This is a genomic window from Legionella cincinnatiensis (assembly GCF_900452415.1).
Classification (GTDB): Bacteria; Pseudomonadota; Gammaproteobacteria; order Legionellales; family Legionellaceae; genus Legionella; species Legionella cincinnatiensis.
In genome coordinates, this window is sequence record NZ_UGNX01000001.1 from 2,998,229 (window position 1) to 3,016,432 (window position 18,204).

Below are 18,204 nucleotides of genomic sequence, written 5' to 3' on the forward strand. Positions count from 1 at the left end.
ATGACTCAATCCGCAGAAATTGTATCTTCTCATCGTGTTGAAGAGTTGCAAAAAATCTTAGATACACTTATTAGTTTTCCCTCGATTACCCCAGAAGATGCTGGATGTCAGGAGTTTATGATTCAATTTTTAGAGCAAGTCGGGTTTGTTTGCCAACGCATGAATCAAGGCCCTGTATCTAATTTTTTTGCATCCTACGGCGACACCGGCCCTCTTTTAGTCTTTGCAGGACATACAGATGTGGTTCCTATTGGCGAAATCACAAAGTGGTTGACCGATCCGTTTGTGCTCGAAAATCGAGATGGGCTGCTCTATGGGCGCGGTGTAGCTGATATGAAGGGAAGTTTAGCGTGTATGCTCTTGATGGTACAACGTTTTGTTAAAACATACCCCCAATTTCACGGAAGATTAGGCTTTCTGATAACAAGTGCAGAAGAAGGTGAAGATTATGATATGGGTACACCTTATGTGATGCAGCTTTTAGCAAGTCAAGGTGTTCATATTGATTACTGTGTTGTAGGTGAACCTTCAAGTACTCATAGCGTTGGTGATGTCATTAAAATCGGCAGACGTGGGTCACTGAGTGCAAAAATCAATGTTCATGGAAAACAAGGGCATGTCGCCTACCCTCATTTGGCAGATAACCCAATACATAAAATGAGCCCTGTATTGACTAAGCTTACTACTACAGTATGGGATCAAGGTAACTCCCATTTTCCACCGACTACCATGCAAATTACCCATATGCATTCTGGTGGTCATGCTGCAAATATTATCCCGGGTGAGCTGATTTTGCATCTTAATTTTAGATATTCAACAGAACAGACCCATCATGCATTAAAAGAAAAAGTGATTTCTACCTTTCAAGAATTTAACCTTAACCCAGTCATCGAATGGCACCTCAGTGGTGAACCTTTTTTAACGACTCATGGTAGCTTACTCGAAAGTTGCAAAAAAGCAATCATCGAACTCACAGGAAATTTACCCGAGCTATCTACAAGTGGAGGTACATCAGATGGCCGTTTTATAGCGCCCTATGGTGTTGAAGTTATAGAGCTTGGGCCTGTAAATGCAACAATCCATCAAGTTAATGAATGTATTACTTTAAGCCAATTAGAAGAATTGGAAACTTTATATTTTTTAATTTGTGAAAAACTATTCATTAAGTAATTCTTTAGTCTATACTTCCAAAGAAATTAAGGAGTACAAAACAAAAGGGAGTAAAGACACTGGGCCAACCCCGCTAATTTGGACATTTTAATCTCTCCTTTTAACAGAGTAATCTTTAATTCATTTCCGAATATCACGCATAAAAAACCCATCATTAGGGGGGTACTATAGGGAGAGACAAATATGAAAGGTTGCCAATTAAATCCTGTAGCTTTAGGTCTCGCATTTGGAGTTCTCTGGGGAATATCCATATTCGTTTTAGGATTACTCGCTTATTATTATACTTATGGACATGCTTTTGTTTTAGCTGTCGGTTCGTTATATCCAGGTTATGCGCCTTCAATCAAAGGCAGTATCTTGGGGGGAGTTGTAGGTTTTATTGATGCGTTTATAGCAGGTTTTCTTATTGCGTGGCTTTATAATCTGTTTAATTGCTGCACATGCATCTGCTGTAATAAAAATAAAGATGAAACAGCTAAATGACATTCATGTAGCCTGAAACCTTTCAGGCTACAAAAAACATATCAACTGTGATTTGAAGATTATTTAATTAACAACATGCCATGTACCATCTGGCTGACGACATGCACTACCACGTAATGTTTCTGTTTTTCCATCAATAATGGCTTTAGTAATATACTCTCGACAAGGCAAGCGCTCACGATAATAAGTACGCGTTGGTTGTACGGAATATCTGTATCCTGTATCAGGATTCGACCAATTTACCGCTTTACCTGTAGGAGCAGTTTCTAATGCGCGTTGCATTTCCATTCGATCTACCTTATCCATGGTTTTACCAATTTGGCCACCCAAGTAAGCACCAACAATGGCACCACCTGCTGCTGCAGCCATTCTAGCTGCTGATCCACCACCAAATTGACTTCCAATCAATCCACCGATAACGCCACCTGAAATAGTGCCTACGTCTTCATGAGTTACTGGTCCGCAACCCACCAAAAATAAAGACAATGATGCAACAGCTAGCTTTTTCATAACATATCACCATTTAATAAGGTTACAAAATCGGTTCTCATTCTAACACCACGTTCAGTTATTATCCATAGTTGTAACGATCATCCTATAGATCTCATGTAATCATGTAGGAAATCCAAATAAGAAACACAACAGCAATCGATAATCCTACAATCTACCATGGCGTACTCGCTCGGAAATTTGGCATAGCAATTCATAACCCGAAGTGCTCGCAGCATGTGCAACTCGTTCAACTAAAATGTGTTTTCCCCAAAGCTCAACTGGTGCTCCAGGCTTAACCTCTGGATGATCTGTTAAATCTACAGCCAGCATATCCATTGATACTCGCCCAACAATAGGCACTTCCTTACCTTGAACCCACACCGGGGTATTTTCCATAATATGTCGTGGATAACCATCCCCATAACCCGCAGCAACAATACCTATAACAGAAGGCTTTTCGCTTTTCCAAATACCACTATACCCTACTGAGGCTAAAGGGGGATTATGATGCACCGCACTGATTGCTGATATAAAGCGCATTACTGGCTGCAAACCCAGTTCTATCGCCGTCTGGTTGGCAAAAGGAGAGACGCCATAAAGCATAATACCAGGTCTCACCACATCCACATGAGTTTGTGGAAAAGAAATAATGGCGGCTGAGTTAGCAATACTTCGTTGACTAAACCCAGCAACAGAAATACTCTCAAATAAAGAAATTTGCTGAAAATTTTCCATACGCTCAGGCTCATCCGCACACGCTAAATGAGTCATCAAACCAATCTCTTTATCTATCCAGGGGCAAGTTTGTAATGCATCCATTACTTCCTGTAGTTCTTGAGGTTTAAATCCTAAACGATGCATGCCTGTATTTACCTTAACCCATAATTTAATAGGTCTATTTAAAGGGGTATTTAAAAGCCATCGTAATTGATGAGGTTGGTGTATGACACATCCAAATTGATGTTGAGCCACTATTTTAAATTCATCCGGACTAAACACGCCTTGAAAAAGAATACAAGGAGTACGACTGCCTATTTTATGGAGAATTAAAGCCTCCTCAATACAAGCGACCCCAAAAGCGTCAACATGCCCTTCCAATACCGGGGCCACAACATGTACACCACAGCCATAGGCATTTGCCTTAACCATCGCAATTATTTTCTTGCCTGGAGCAAATCGTCTTATTTGCTCTAAATTATGAAGTAAAGCACTTGGCTCTATTACCAATCTAGTAGGTCTTGACACCTCAATCTACCCCTTGATAACCAGTATAAGCTAAATCTTCAAAACGCGTGTATTTACCTATAAAGGCCACACGCACCTTACCAATAGGACCATTTCTTTGTTTGGCCACAATTATTTCTGCAGTACCTTTATCAGGGCTGTCTTCATAATAAACCTCATCTCTATAAATAAAACAGATTAAATCAGCGTCTTGTTCAATTGCTCCCGATTCTCGCAAGTCAGACATAACTGGTCGTTTATCCGCCCGTTGCTCTAAACTTCGATTTAATTGAGATAAAGCAATTACGGGTACCTGTAACTCTTTAGCCAATGACTTAAGGCTACGGGAAATTTCAGAGATCTCTGCAGTCCTGTTATCTGCACTAAATCCGGGTACTTTCATTAATTGCAAATAATCCACTACAATAAGCCCCAATGAACCATGTTCTTTGGCTAAACGTCTAGCTCGCGCCCGCATTTCCCCAGGACTTAAGGCTGGAGTATCATCGATAAACAATGGCGCTTCTGACAGCATGTGCACGGCTGAAGTGACCCGAGGCCAATCATCATCATCCAGTTTTCCAGTCCTAATCTTGTGCTGATCGATACGGCCTAATGAAGACATCATTCTCATGGCCAAAGAATCTGCGGGCATTTCCATAGAAAAAACCAGTACAGGTTTACCCGACTTAATTGCAGCATGTTCTGCCATATTCATCACTAAAGTAGTTTTACCCATGGAAGGGCGACCTGCAACAATGACTAAGTCGGATGGTTGTAGTCCAGAAGTCATTTCATCTAAATCAGATAACCCCGTAGCCAGACCAGTAATCGCATCCCCATTGTGGTAAAGAGCATCAATTTTTTCTACTGCACGGACTAAAATGGATTTTATGTTTTCGGGACCTCCATCCCCTCCTGTTTGCTCACCGATTGCAAATACTTTAGTTTCTGCTAAATCGAGCAACTCAGGAACTTCTCGACCTCCAGGATTATATGCTGAATCAGCAATTTCTGTTGCTACCGCAATAAGCTGTCTTTGTACTGATTTTTCACGAACAATCTCAGCATAAGCCGATATATTAGCAACACTTGGTGTATTATTAGCAAGTTCAAATAAATAAGCTTCACCACCTGCGTCATCTAATTCATTATGTGATGTTAAGCCATCAAGTAAGGTCACAACATCAAAAGGTTGATCTTTTTTTGCTAATGCAGAAATGGTCCGAAATAAAATTCGATGTTCCGTACGATAAAAATCAGTTTCGCAAAGCTTATGGCTAATTTTATCCCAAACCTGATTATCCAACATCAATCCACCTATAATGGATTGCTCCGCTTCCACTGAATGAGGTGGCCGTTTTAATGGATCAACCGTTTTTTTGGAGTTTTGTAGCTCATACATGGCAATGATACAATGAAAATTAGAACAAAATGTATTGTAATGTTCTTTTAAAAAGATGTCATCCCGAATAGATGTTATTCGGGAGCAATTATCCCAGATAACCTTAGCGTTATTTTATAGTATTGCTTTATTCTCTATGCCAAACTTGGGTACGGCCTAATAAAGAAATTCCAATATACCCTCGAACCAAAACTTCATTTCCTTGAGCAATGAGCTTAGCGCGATAAATTTTACCTGTTTTGGGATCTAAAATAGAACCACCACTCCATTCATTATCACCTTCTTTCTTTAATCCCCACATAAACCGAAGCCCCACTATTTTTTTGCCTTTAAAAGCGCCAGGACAATTTTCACAAATTCCAGTATCCCCTGGTTGAGGATATATTTTATCAATAACACCACTTAACACGCCTCCAGATTCAGTAATAGTAACAACCGCTCTTTTGGCGCCCGTTTTATCATCTACAGTGACCCAGTTACCGACTGGAGCTTGAGATGCAGCTAGTACTGTAGGGAAATAAAAAGTAGCAAGAACAAGACCACAAGCTCGCTTCCATAAGTTCATAATTTTCTCCATGTTTACAATCTGTTAATAGCTTATGCTATGAATAAAAACTATGCTAGTTTTTATTTCAATTTAACTTAATGGCATAAAAAATTGATCAATATCTTTTTCACTTAAAACCGTTGTTTTTGCGGAATCCTGGGATAGTACGCTTTCCCCCAAGAGCCTTTTTTTCTCCTGCATCGTTAAAATAGCTTCTTCTACAGTACCCGCGGTAATTAATTTATAAACAAATACCGGATTTTCCTGGCCTATGCGGTGAGCTCTATCTGTAGCTTGGGATTCAACAGCAGGATTCCACCACGGATCATACTGAATCACCGTGTCGGCACGCGTTAAATTCAAACCCGTACCACCCGCTTTTAAACTAATCAAAAATACAGGTGTATTGCCCTCTTGAAATTTATCTACCATGGCCTGCCGGTGCTGCGTTTGGCCTGTTAACTTCAAATAATCATATTGACGCGTACGTAATTCCTCTTCAATTAATTGCAACATGGAGGTAAATTGTGAAAATACTAAAACTCTTCGACCTTCGCCAATTAAATTATTCAACAAATCCATTAATACTTCGAGCTTTGCAGAAGTGCCATGAGCTATAGCTGCTTCTGGCAAAGACAATAATCTAGGATCACAGCAAACTTGGCGTAGCTTAAGTAACGCATCAAGTAAAAGAATATGGCTTTTACCTAATCCTTGTTTGGCAATCGCATCACGTACTTTTTTTTCCATACTCATACGTATCGCCTCGTAAAGATCGCGCTGGGCTCCAACAAGGTCTATAGTATGAGTCATTTCCGTTTTTGGTGGCAACTCTCTAGCAACCTGATTTTTTGTTCTTCTGAGAATAAAAGGTTGTACACGCTTTCGTAGAATTTCTCGTCTTTCTCTATCGGCATATTTTTCAATAGGCGTTCTAAACCAAAGCCTAAATTGCTTGGCATCACCTAATAAACCAGGCATTAAAAAATGAAATAATGACCATAATTCACCTAAATGGTTCTCTAAAGGAGTGCCTGTTAGACATAAACGATGAGTGGCATGTAATTGTTGAATAATTTGGGTTGTTTTGGTACGCGCATTTTTAATAAATTGAGCCTCATCCAAGATGAGATAATAAAAAGGATAACTTACAAATTTTTCCTTATCACGTTGAATTAATCCATAGGTGGAAATCACTAAATCATAGTCATCAAAATTATCTTGATGTCGTTCGGCTCCATGATGGATTAGAACATTTAATTGGGGAGTAAACCGTTTTGCTTCAGCCAACCAATTACCTACAAGACTTGTTGGTGCAACAATTAATGTAGCTGCTTGAGTACGTCCTTGTTCCTTTTCATAGAGCAAATGTGCCAAAGTTTGTACTGTTTTACCTAATCCCATATCATCTGCCAGAATACCGTTAAAATGGCTGCTGCGTAAAAACTGCAACCAATTTAACCCATAACGTTGATAATCTCTTAATTGGGCTTGTAATCCCAAAGGAGGTTGTACCTCAGGAATATTGGTTAATAGGGTTAAGTGTCTTATTTGTTCCCTTAGTGTCTCTGCGCCTTGCCAACGAGTTTTAATTGCTGCAATAGCTAATTCAGCCTCACGCATCAAGATTAATTGATATTTATTAAGAGAAACACTTTGATTTGCATCAAAATGGCGCAAACCAAATTGCAATAATAACCGAACCAACGGCTTAATTCGCCCCATTTCCAACTGCAACGCACGACCATCTTGCAAAGGAAGCTTTATCAATTGATCATCAGAAAGATTATCCAAGCTATTGGCACTATAACGCTGAATTAAATCAGCAATTAAAGGCACAATGCTCACTGGTTTGCCTTCCACTAAAATTCCCAATTGATAGGAAAAAAAATCAGTGGTATTTTCCTGAAGATCAGAATACCACTCTACTTCATCAGCGCTGACAATTTCCTGATACAAGAAACCAATACACTCTACTCGCCAACCTCTTTCTTTTAGCTCAGGGATTGATTGACTACGAACAAACTCCAAGTCTTCTAAAACATTAATATTCTGAATAATAAAATCTACGTTCTTTACTTTGCCCCATTGCTCATCTTCCCAAGTTCTAGGCACCCTTAGGTCTAATATAGACTGAACTTCATCCCATTTTAATTTTTCAAAATCTTTATCGCGTAGATATTCAATTAAAACATCTTCCTGCTGGCACACAACTGTGTCACCTGGATCGGCACCAGTAATTATTAAGCCCGCATAATCAAAAACAATATGTACTGTAAATAAAGCATGTAATTCTTCCTCGGTATCATAGAGCCAAGAAGATTCTTCATCAAATTCACTAATAGTATCAAGAATCAGCACTGGTATGGGAATAACTTGCCGTACCTCTCGTTGTTTAAAAACTTGTGGTACTGGAAATTCAGGACAAGTATGAGCCATTTTATTTGCTAACAATTCAGCCTGCTCCAACGGAATTGAAGGTGCTTCCAATAAATAACTCAATTGTTTTATGGGATATGTGGTAATTAAACGCCCTATTTTGGCTTCTGAATAATTAAAATACCAACTGTTATCAAGTAATAAAGGTTTAACCACCTCGTCTTCATGCATTAATAATAAATTTTGATTTCCATTATGAGACAGTACCCATTGGCAAGTACCTTGGATGGATTCACCTAAGTGAATTGCCTCATTATGATTTTGTACAAAAAAAGATCTTCCAGTGGTAATAATTCGCTCAAGCAGTTCACTATTACGGATGTTTAAAGAATCAAACCAACCTGAAACACCACATTTAAACAGCAATAAAGCCACAAGATCATTATCATCACCAATAAAATGCTGTTTTTTGGAATCAGAAAGACTATTAAACGTGATCATTTTTCCATAACCACCACGTTTTAATAATTTAGCCAAAGCTAATCTAATGACAACTCGATGCTCATAACCATCAATCTTTAGATCCAGAAGATAAACTAAATGATGCGTAGCCTCTTGTGTTTTAACGATCGCAGCTTCTTGAGCTCGTAAATTTTTCAGCCAACTGTCTAACCTTTTATCTAACTTGTTTGCAGGCAAAGACTGAGAACTCCCTTTTTCTCTATCTCGTAATGCCAATAGACAGGCTGCGGCATGTTTGCAATTATATTGATACGCACAAGTACAATGAGCCTGTTTCTTCGGCCAAGCTTTTAAATCCATATGAACATCATAAATCTGGCTTGCACTGCCCTTAACTCGTCCCTTAAGCAAACCATCACTGAACCGAATATTAAGCACATGCCCTTTTTCAAAATATTCTTGTCCACGCAATAATATCTTAGTCTCAAAAACATCTGGCATTGTTGAAAGTGCTTCTTTTAACATAAAATGTATTTATTACTAGGCAAAGGATCTATTTTAATGTGAATTCGCTATAAAAATAAGTGCTTTTATAGTGGGCGGCTGTTATTTAGAACATTTTTACGTAAAATATGTAGCATTTATACAGTGTCATGTTCGTTTAATATCATAAAAAGACATTTCTATGCCTTTTACGTCAAACTCACATTATTTTAGTCAAATTTTAAATTAATTAACAATTTTATCTTTTAATTAATAATACTTTGTATTAATTTATCGCACTTTGATTCTCTTAGAGTATATATCATGCAAAATAAGCTTACAGTTTTAATGGCACAAATTAATCCTACTGTAGGGGCATTAACATCCAATAGAAATCAAATCATTGAGATTATCAAAAGCCAACAACTTAATCATGATGTCATAGTCTTTCCTGAACTCGCATTAACAGGTTACCCTCCAGAAGATTTACTGTTTCGTAAAGAATTTCAACAAAAAGTCAATGAAAACTTACAGTTAATTCAGTCTGTAACCGAAGATTGTTATGTCCTGATAGGGCATCCATCTCAAGAGAAACAACACCGATATAATAGCGTAAGCCTCTTTTATCAAGCGCAAAAAGTTGCTGAGTACCATAAACAAAATTTACCGAACTATGCAATCTTTGATGAAGCTCGTTATTTTACTCCGGGTAAAAAGAATCCATGCATCTTAGAAATCAACCATTATAAAGTAGGAATTATTATATGCGAAGATTTATGGCAACCAGGTCCAGCAGAAGATTTAATTGAACATGGTATTTCAGTTCTCCTCATTTTAAACGCATCACCATTTGATTACAGTAAATATCCAAAAAGGGAAGCCCTATTAAAATCTTATGCCAAACGAGGCATAGCAATTGTATATGTAAATCAAGTTGGTGGCCAAGACGAACTTCTTTTCGATGGGCAATCAATAGCTATAGACTCCCAAGGAAGAATTAGTGCGCGCGCAGCAGCATTTACAGAAAATTTATCTACGGTTGAAATACAAGGAAATCAAATCAAAGGGCTTGTGTCGCCCTTGCTTGAAAATGAAGCATTACTCTATGAAGCCTTAGTTTGTGGTACTCGCGACTATGTTAATAAAAATAATTTCCCAGGCGTTTTAGTTGGACTATCTGGGGGGATTGACTCTGCTTTAACATTAGCTGTTGCCGTAGATGCCTTAGGTGCAGATCGAGTTCATGCCGTACTCATGCCTTCGCGCTATACAGCACAAATGAGTAATGAAGATGCTCTAACACAAATTAAACATTTAAACGTATCTCATGCGATACTTTCGATTGAATCAGCATTTGAAGCCTTAATAACTACGCTTGAACCTCTATTTAGAGGATTAACTCCTGATACTACAGAAGAAAATATACAAGCAAGAATTCGCGGATTATTAATCATGGCCCTTTCCAATAAAACAGGTAAAATGGTGCTCACTACTTCTAATAAAAGTGAATCTGCAGTCGGCTATGCTACTTTATATGGGGATATGGCTGGTGGCTTTGCAGTACTAAAAGATGTACTTAAAACCCAAGTTTATGCCTTAGCACGCTATCGCAATAGTCTTTCTAAGATCATTCCCGAACGTGTCTTAACTCGGGCACCTTCTGCGGAATTAAGACCCGATCAAACCGATCAAGACAGTTTACCTGAATATGCGGTGCTCGATGCAATCATCGTTGGATACGTGGAACAAAATTTAAGTCCCGAAGAAATCATTCAACAAGGATTTGCGCCTAAAACAGTGACAAAAGTAATTCAACTGATCAAACATAATGAATACAAACGCCGTCAATCTCCACCTGGAATTAAAATAAGCCCAAGAGCTTTTGGCAAAGATTGGCGTTATCCAATAACTAATGGATTTGAAAATCAATAGATAAATATTAGAGGACCCGTACTCATTCACACTAATAAGCGTGCTATCGCACGCAAATATGTTTCCAATTTTAGAAGCTTTTCTGAGTCCCAAAACTTTGATGTTTATTTCAATGAGTTATTAAGGGATTGAGGTACCTCTTCCGCTGTCATTTCTCGTTGTTTTTGCCAAAAAGTTGGTAACTGGGAAAGCACCGCATATCGTTCTGGTTCCAATTTTTTAGGAGGACTCTCAATATCGGTTGACTCCTTAAGAGGCTCAGAAACAAAGGGGGCTCTCTCCGCTATTTTTTTTACTCTATCTTCCAGATGATGTTTTACTTGATTAAATAATTCCAAATCCAGCTTGCCAATATGATCGTCCTTGGTAAGCTCATCTTTTGGAGCTTGTTTTTTTAGCACTTTCTCCAACATTTCATTCATACTTTCTAGTTTAGAGGTAGAAAAAGGTTGTGTCGTTTTGATATGCAGCAAATTAGCTTTTAATTGTAACCTATCTGCTTCATTCAATGGCGCTGTATGAGTAGCCAACCAAGAATCCAATTTAGGATAATCACTCAAAGTAATTTTATTTGAAACCCCTATGCTATTAATCCACCAAAGGCTAGTTTCCTTTTCTGCATGGCGCAACACAAAAGTTGATGTAATCCCGTTGGTTATCAAACTTTCATTGGTCAACGAAGTATGTGAGTTTTTATCTTCTGGATTAATCATCACTTGAATTTTAGAAAGATAGTGATCTCGAGCTTTAAGGCATTCTTTTTTGATTTGTTTTAAACGAACTGAGCTTAGTTTTTCAATATCAGGTTCCTCCAATGTAGCAAGCTTCAGAATTAGCTCATTGCTTGGAGAAAGTGGGTAAGTTTCCCCATTTTCATCAACCCAAGACAAATGCCATAAATCATTTTTAAAACTCAAAGAAAAAACTGTTTTATCTTGCTGTTTGCAGAGTGTTTCTTTTGCAATAGTTAATTCATTGCAAATTAATATATTCTCAAGTGACTGGTTCTCATTTTGACGTATTGTTTCTCGTTCAATCTCTCGAGCCTTAATTGTTTCTAATGTAGATTTATATTGAAACATAAAGCTATCAATTTGTTTAATGACTGAATCTTTAAGTTCAAGAATGAATGAATGGACAAATGGCTCGTCTAGAGAAGCGTAGTCAGGAACAGCATCAATTAACTCTAAAAAAAGCAGGTAATTATATGAACCTATATTCCACTCACCATCACTGATTATCAGTTTAAATTCTTGCAACCGAGTATAAGCGTCTGGAAAGTTCTGCATCACATTGATAGATTGATCTACCTTCTCACCACGAGTGCGGGTATATTGATAAAACCATCCTGTTAGCCAGGATTTTATAGGACGCTCATATTTTTCTTCCGCTCTTTTTGCGATAGCAACAATTTTTTTACGTCCTTCCTCTGATTCGTTTGCAATTATAGCCAGCACTTGATCAACAAATTCTTTAGATATCTCGAATGGTTTTTTTTTTGGCATTTTTTGAAACTCCCTTTTCATGATGCAAAATCATCATTACATTAATGTTTATTTTATACAAGTAGAAAATTATTATGCTAAATTGTTCGCATAAATCTAGAACCATCAATTTTTCTTCATTATGCATTTTTAGGCTTTAATAATTATCTTTTTCTCTCAATTACTATCTTCCATGAGCTTTTTGCCTAGATTTTTATCTTTCAAAGATAAGGCTTTGATTAAGGTTGGAACAGATACTCTACATCTAATTGTCTATTAAGAATCTTTAAGATTTAAAAAGAACACATTGAAGTATAGACATGGTTTTAGATCTTGCCACAACAAATCCATCACTCTTTAAAAAAATATATGCTTCTGATATTGCAAATTTAAAGTAACGCGTTAACATGATTCGACAAAAAAATAATAACGAAGGGATGTTATGAAATTAGCATTATTTTCTACCGCATTATTAGCTAGTGGCCTTGCTTCGGCCGCAACTCCAGTCAATGGTTGGTATTCCAGCGTCTTTGGTGGTTATGCATATATACCTGGATATACTTCTCGATTTGATTCTGGGTTTTTCTTTTCAGACACGGCTTATCGAAATGGTTTTAACGTGGGTGGTCGGTTAGGGTATCAAAGTAATCCCATCCGCTACGAAATTGAATACACATATCTCCAAGCAAATACCAAAAAATTTGATGTTTTTCTTATTCCTCAAACTGGTGTTTCAGGTAACACTCATGCAAACATTGGTATGGCAAATATTTACTATGATTTCGCAGATGTTATTCTACCTACAATTTCCCCTTTTCTTGGTGTCGGTATCGGCTATGCCTATATTCAAAACTCTTTAGAAAGCAGTGGTCCATTTGATGCCATCTTTTTTAAACAAAATAATGGTGTTTTTGCCTATCAAGGCACTGCTGGATTGACTTATAACTTTGCAGAAAATTTCGCCTTAAATGCTTCATATCGTTATTTAGCAACGAGTTCTTCGAATACATTTGGAAAAACATTTCAATCTCAAATGGGTGATGTGGGTATCGTTTATCGCTTTGATCAATGCGATTACAAATAGTTATTTTTGTTCAAAGTTTACTCTTGCTTTAGAGGTTAGTTAAAAATCCTTCTCCTTTAGAGTAGGCCCTGATTTCACTACTAAACTTTCGAAAAAATATCACCCTCCGCTCAAGTGGGGGGCCCACTAAAAGTTATGCTGTAAGTGGTGATGACTACGAGGGATAGTGAAGCTCCGGTTATTCATAGCGCCTTCATATGCTGCTCATTTAATTGATTACAATTTGCACGAACTTGTGGCTCTTGCCATAAAGTAACAAATAAAACCATAACTAATGGTCCTACAAACAAACCCAGCAAACCTAAAGTTTCAACCCCCCCTAATATACCAAATAAAACAGCTAAAAAGGGTAATTCAATCGCACCACCAATTAGTGCGGGTTTAATAAAATGATCGGCAACAAACATAACGAAGGTTCCCCAAACAAGAACAACGATTGCCCCAAACATACTACCAAATGCAAATAAAATCATGGCCACCGTAATAAAAACTATAGGCACGACAAAGGGAATCATTGCTGCAAGTGCAGTAATAAATCCAACCAAAGTAGGTGCTGGAAAACCAACTAAACCATAACAAACTCCCATTAAAAAACCCACTCCAAGCCCTACAACTATTGTTCCATTCACTGTTGCTCTCAAAGCTCTAGGAAGTCTATCTGCATAGCGAAACCATCTTTTACCCAAACAGTTTTCACCTACCAGATAAATTTGGGTGATTAATTGATCTCCGTCGCGATAAAAGAAAAATAAACTTAATAAAGTAAAACCCACTTGAACACTTCGATGGGCTAAATTAGAACCAATTTGTTTCACATAGTAACTGGTTGGTGTTAAAGATAAATGAATATTGGATAACAATCCTTTAATCATTCCGGGCTTGCCAATATTATTATCCCAGTAAACTATCAAGTCATTTCCTATCCACGGAAAATGTTGCAGAAATTCAGGCGCTCCGCCTCCTTTTTCATTTAAACTTTGTAAAAAATTGATGAATATTTGTAACTCCTTGATGAGAAGCCCCACCAACCAACTGAGAGGAAGTAGAAACAGCAATCCAATTAACGTTGTGAAAAGTAAAGCCGATAAATCATCCTTACTTCCAAAAAATCGACGCCATCTTTCGTATAAAGGATAAGTAGCAATAACAATAATAGAGGCCCATATCATAGATGGAATAAAGCGATGAATAATAAATAAGCTAAGAACTATAATTCCTATAGTTAAGCCCATACTAATGAGCTCTTTGTGATTCTCATTCATCAAGCAAAACCCCATGCTAAAATTTGCATAATTATCCAAGCAGGAATCGCTGCTAATACATCATCAAGCATAATTCCTAACCCACCATGTACTTTTTGATCTATATATTCTATAGGTTGTGGTTTCCATATATCGAAAACTCGGAACAAAACAAAACCACAGATCATCCATGACAATCCTTTGGGAACCATAAACATAGTCAATAAATAACCAACAACCTCATCCCAAACAATTCCTTTATAATCGTGTATTCCTAATTCTTGCGAAACTTTCTCACAAACCCAAACACCTAAAATAAATGCGATTAATGTAAAAAAAAGATAAGTCGTCCAAGAAGTCCCTATAAGTAACAAATAAAGAGGTATAGCAGCTAATGTTCCCCAAGTGCCAGGAGCCTTAGGCATTAAGCCGGTGCCAAATCCAAAAGCAATAAAGTAAATGGGGTTTTGAAATACACTTCTCGCTAAATTAATTTGTTTCATCATTTTTTCTCAACCTCATTTATCGTCAATGTAGATAATTAAAAACACTCTACCTAACGAAAAAAATTTAAAAATGTGTGTAACCTACTGGTTTTAATACATTGCACTGATTATTAGCATTTTTTATCCTTACCCCAGGCACAGACTCTATCACACCTATAGGATAGCAAGGTAAATTCGCTTTCTTAAATTCATTCAGCAATGAAGGAAATTTATTTTCTGGCACCGTAAAACATAGCTCATAATCATCGCCGCCTGTTAAGGCTAAGTCAACTGCTTTACTGTGCAAATATTTCTTAAGTAAAGGATGTGTTGGAATAGCATCTTCATTTAAGCAAGCCCCTACATCACTGGCAACACAAATATGATTTAAATCTGCACCAAGTCCATCAGAAATATCTATAGCTGCAGTTGCATACATTTGTAAAAAACGAATTAAATCAATCCGAGGTTTAGGATGCAACAGTTTTTGCATTAATTCCTCTTTATCTTGTTGAGGTATTTCCATATCAAGTAATTTAATAGCTAATGCTGCGGCACCTAGCTCTCCTGAAACCAAAATAATGTCACTAGGTTTCGCACCACTTCGTGATACGGCTTGCCCTTCCGGCGTTAGACCCAAAATAGTAATTGTAATCGATAAAGGACCTCGAGTTGTATCACCACCAATTAAAGTCATATTGAACTGATTTAGAGAATCTTTTAATCCGTGCGCAAACGAGGTTAGCCACTGTGAATTTAATTCAGGCAAAGTTAAGGCAAGCGTAATCCAACATGGTTTTGCAGCCATAGCCGCCATATCACTTACATTGACCATGATGGATCGACAAGCAATATCATAGGCATTCCACTCAGGCAAAAAATGTACGCCTGAAACTAAAGTATCTGTACTGACCAGCAAATTCTTTCCACCAGAGAGATGCAAACAAGCTGCATCATCCCCAATACCTAATAAAACTTCATCACTTTTTAAATCAAGCGGTTTAAAAAACTGGGCAATGAGTGAAAACTCATCCATTGCTATGACTGATTTCAATTGAGCGAACCTGGTGTGCTAAATTGTTTAATACGCCATTCACATAACGATGTCCATCTTGGGAACCAAATTCTTTGGTTAATGAGATGGCTTCATCCAGTACAACTTTATAAGGGATTTCAGGACAATAAAGTAACTCAAAAGAACCTAAACGTAATACTGTAAGCTCAATTGGATTAAGTACAGAGATTTCTCGATCGAGAAATGGAGTAATACTTACTTCTAATGAACTAACATGCTCAGGGATGCCATGTAATAAACGGCAAAAATAATCAACATCTACTTTATCCATTTTATTAATGACTCGAAATTGTGCTTCTATTTCATACAAATCAGTTCCCGACATTAACCATTGATAAAGGGCCTGAAGTGCTAATTTTCTGGCTTTTCTTTTACCACTTATTGACTGCTTTTCCACCTTAACCTCATAAATTTTCTTAAATAACAATATAAATTGATCAATATACTAATTGTAACTATTAGTACTCTAAGTGAAAATCTTGGTGAACATCCTTATTTGGCACATCTTGATACAGAGGGAGTGGTTATTCTAATCTTTATTCATCTGATCAATAGTTAGCCTGAAATCACTCACATCTTTAAAGCGTTTATATACCGAGGCAAATCGTACATAAGCTACATGATCCAGACTAAATAATTCCTTCATCACTAACTCACCTACAATTTGAGAATCAATTTCTCGCTCTCCTCTGCGACGAATTTCTTGAGTTATTGAAATAATTGCGGCCTCCAATGCATCAACACTCACCGGTCTTTTCTCCAAAGCACGTAACATACCCGAACGTAAGTTTTCTATATTAAAAAGCTCACGTCTACCATCACGCTTTACAATTAATGGCATGATTAACTCAGCTGTTTCAAAAGTAGTAAAACGTTCATGACACACAAGGCATTCTCTTCTTCGACGCACTTGAGCCCCTTCCGCAACTAAACGTGAATCAACTACTTTTGTTTCTTCTGCATGACAAAATGGACAATACATGATTATTTATAAACCGGAAACTCACGACATAAAAGTAAGACCTGTTCTTTCACTTTTGCTATAGTCGCTTCATTATTAATATCATCAAGAATATCTGCTATCCAATTTGATAAAAGAATAATTTCTTTTTCTTTAAATCCTCGGGTTGTTACCGCTGGAGTTCCTAAACGCAAGCCGCTGGTGACAAACGGAGAGCGCGGATCATTAGGAACGGTATTTTTGTTCACAGTAATATTTGCTTTATCTAAAGCAGTATCCGCATCCTTACCTGTAATATTCTTATCAATCAAATCGACCAATAATAAATGATTGTCTGTACCACCAGAAACAATTTTATAGCCTCTAGTCATTAACACAGACGCCATTGTTTTTGCATTTAATAAAATTTGTTGTTGATACACCTTAAATTCAGGGAGTAAGGCTTCTGCAAAAGAAACAGCTTTAGCTGCAATGACATGCATTAATGGTCCACCTTGGGAGCCAGGAAATACAGAGGAATTTAATTTTTTCTCAATTTCTTCATTAGCACGACATAAAATCATTCCGCCTCTTGGGCCTCTTAATGTTTTATGCGTCGTAGTTGTCACAACATCTGCATAAGGTATAGGAGAAGGATACAGACCAACAGCAATTAATCCAGCAACATGCGCCATATCTGCCATTAGATAGGCACCTACTTTATCTGCTATTGTCCTAAATCTTTGCCAATCAACTACACGTGAATAAGCGGAAAATCCAGCAATAATTAATTTAGGTTTATGCTCTAAAGCTAAATGCTCAACAGCATCGTAATCAATTAAACCAGTCTGAGCATCTACACCATAGGATACGGCTTCATACAATTTACCCGAGAAGTTAACCTTGGAGCCATGCGTTAAATGTCCTCCGTGAGGTAAGGCCATTCCCAAAACTACATCACCAGGAGCTATTAATGCCATCATTACCGCCGCATTCGCTTGAGAACCGGAATGAGGTTGGACATTTACGTAATCAGCACCAAAAAGTTTTTTGGCACGAGCAATAGCTAATTGCTCAGCCACATCAACATACTCACACCCACCATAATAGCGCTTGCCTGGGTAGCCTTCAGCATATTTATTGGTTAATACAGAGCCTTGTGCCTGAAGAACACGTGGGCTGACATAATTTTCTGAGGCGATAAGCTCAATATGCTCTTCCTGTCGCTGTTGCTCATTAACTATCGCTTGAAAGAGTTCATCATCAAAATTTTTTATGGTATAGCTGTCATCAAACATAAATCATCCTAAAGAAAAAA

General features: G+C 37.5%; 16 protein-coding genes. 4 read left to right on the forward strand and 12 right to left on the reverse strand.

Annotation, left to right across the window (positions count from 1 at the left end; translation table 11 throughout):
- Positions 1-1,170, forward strand: coding sequence for a succinyl-diaminopimelate desuccinylase (gene dapE, locus DYH34_RS13390; protein WP_058464560.1), 1,170 nt, complete (start codon positions 1-3; stop codon positions 1,168-1,170).
- A gap of 183 nt (positions 1,171-1,353) precedes the next feature.
- The gene (locus tag DYH34_RS13395) at positions 1,354-1,653 is read left to right on the forward strand and encodes a bacteriophage holin (RefSeq protein WP_058464559.1); all 300 of its coding nucleotides are present in this window, start codon (positions 1,354-1,356) and stop codon (positions 1,651-1,653) included.
- 63 nt (positions 1,654-1,716) lie between these two features.
- Here the strand turns inward: DYH34_RS13395 and DYH34_RS13400 are convergent, their stop codons facing one another.
- The 5 genes from DYH34_RS13400 to DYH34_RS13420 form a co-directional block, all read right to left on the reverse strand.
- Positions 1,717-2,163 carry an RT0821/Lpp0805 family surface protein gene (locus tag DYH34_RS13400; protein ID WP_058464558.1) on the reverse strand — a complete coding sequence of 149 codons (447 nt, stop codon included), beginning with the start codon at positions 2,161-2,163 and terminating at the stop codon, positions 1,717-1,719.
- 147 nt (positions 2,164-2,310) lie between these two features.
- A complete protein-coding gene (gene alr / locus DYH34_RS13405; protein WP_058464557.1) occupies positions 2,311-3,390 on the reverse strand; it encodes an alanine racemase in 1,080 nt (359 codons plus the stop codon).
- A gap of 1 nt (position 3,391) precedes the next feature.
- Positions 3,392-4,774 carry a replicative DNA helicase gene (dnaB, locus tag DYH34_RS13410; protein WP_058464556.1) on the reverse strand — a complete coding sequence of 461 codons (1,383 nt, stop codon included), beginning with the start codon at positions 4,772-4,774 and terminating at the stop codon, positions 3,392-3,394.
- A 127-nt stretch (positions 4,775-4,901) separates the two neighbouring features.
- A complete protein-coding gene (locus tag DYH34_RS13415) occupies positions 4,902-5,339 on the reverse strand; it encodes a DUF2147 domain-containing protein (protein ID WP_058464555.1) in 438 nt (145 codons plus the stop codon).
- 72 nt (positions 5,340-5,411) lie between these two features.
- Positions 5,412-8,687: a DEAD/DEAH box helicase gene (locus tag DYH34_RS13420; protein ID WP_058464554.1), complete on the reverse strand. Its 3,276-nt coding sequence runs from the start codon at positions 8,685-8,687 to the stop codon at positions 5,412-5,414.
- A 282-nt stretch (positions 8,688-8,969) separates the two neighbouring features.
- On the opposite strand from DYH34_RS13420, the gene DYH34_RS13425 reads away from it, so the two are divergent.
- Complete coding sequence (locus DYH34_RS13425) at positions 8,970-10,577, forward strand: NAD+ synthase (protein WP_058464553.1); 1,608 nt, start codon at positions 8,970-8,972, stop codon at positions 10,575-10,577.
- A gap of 104 nt (positions 10,578-10,681) precedes the next feature.
- On the opposite strand, the gene DYH34_RS13430 is transcribed toward DYH34_RS13425, so the two are convergent.
- On the reverse strand, positions 10,682-12,082 hold the full coding sequence (locus DYH34_RS13430) for a hypothetical protein (RefSeq protein WP_058464659.1): 1,401 nt from the start codon (positions 12,080-12,082) through the stop codon (positions 10,682-10,684).
- A gap of 421 nt (positions 12,083-12,503) precedes the next feature.
- On the opposite strand from DYH34_RS13430, the gene DYH34_RS13435 reads away from it, so the two are divergent.
- A complete protein-coding gene (locus DYH34_RS13435; RefSeq protein WP_058464552.1) occupies positions 12,504-13,145 on the forward strand; it encodes an outer membrane protein in 642 nt (213 codons plus the stop codon).
- Positions 13,146-13,327: 182 nt separating this feature from the next.
- Here the strand turns inward: DYH34_RS13435 and DYH34_RS13440 are convergent, their stop codons facing one another.
- From DYH34_RS13440 to glyA, 6 genes are all read right to left on the reverse strand, one after another.
- Positions 13,328-14,407, reverse strand: coding sequence for an AI-2E family transporter (locus DYH34_RS13440; protein WP_058464551.1), 1,080 nt, complete (start codon positions 14,405-14,407; stop codon positions 13,328-13,330).
- A complete protein-coding gene (locus DYH34_RS13445; RefSeq protein ID WP_058464658.1) occupies positions 14,407-14,889 on the reverse strand; it encodes a phosphatidylglycerophosphatase A family protein in 483 nt (160 codons plus the stop codon). The genes DYH34_RS13440 and DYH34_RS13445 overlap by 1 nt, the downstream gene beginning before the upstream one ends.
- 67 nt (positions 14,890-14,956) lie before the next feature.
- Positions 14,957-15,907: a thiamine-phosphate kinase gene (thiL, locus tag DYH34_RS13450; RefSeq protein WP_058464550.1), complete on the reverse strand. Its 951-nt coding sequence runs from the start codon at positions 15,905-15,907 to the stop codon at positions 14,957-14,959.
- Positions 15,900-16,343 (reverse strand): transcription antitermination factor NusB, encoded by a 444-nt coding sequence (nusB, locus tag DYH34_RS13455; RefSeq protein ID WP_058464549.1) that lies wholly within the window; start codon positions 16,341-16,343, stop codon positions 15,900-15,902. Before nusB ends, thiL begins: the two co-directional genes overlap by 8 nt.
- 132 nt (positions 16,344-16,475) lie before the next feature.
- Complete coding sequence (gene nrdR, locus DYH34_RS13460; RefSeq protein WP_058464548.1) at positions 16,476-16,928, reverse strand: transcriptional regulator NrdR; 453 nt, start codon at positions 16,926-16,928, stop codon at positions 16,476-16,478.
- Positions 16,929-16,930: 2 nt separating this feature from the next.
- On the reverse strand, positions 16,931-18,184 hold the full coding sequence (glyA, locus tag DYH34_RS13465) for a serine hydroxymethyltransferase (protein WP_058464547.1): 1,254 nt from the start codon (positions 18,182-18,184) through the stop codon (positions 16,931-16,933).
- Positions 18,185-18,204: the final 20 nt, after the last annotated feature.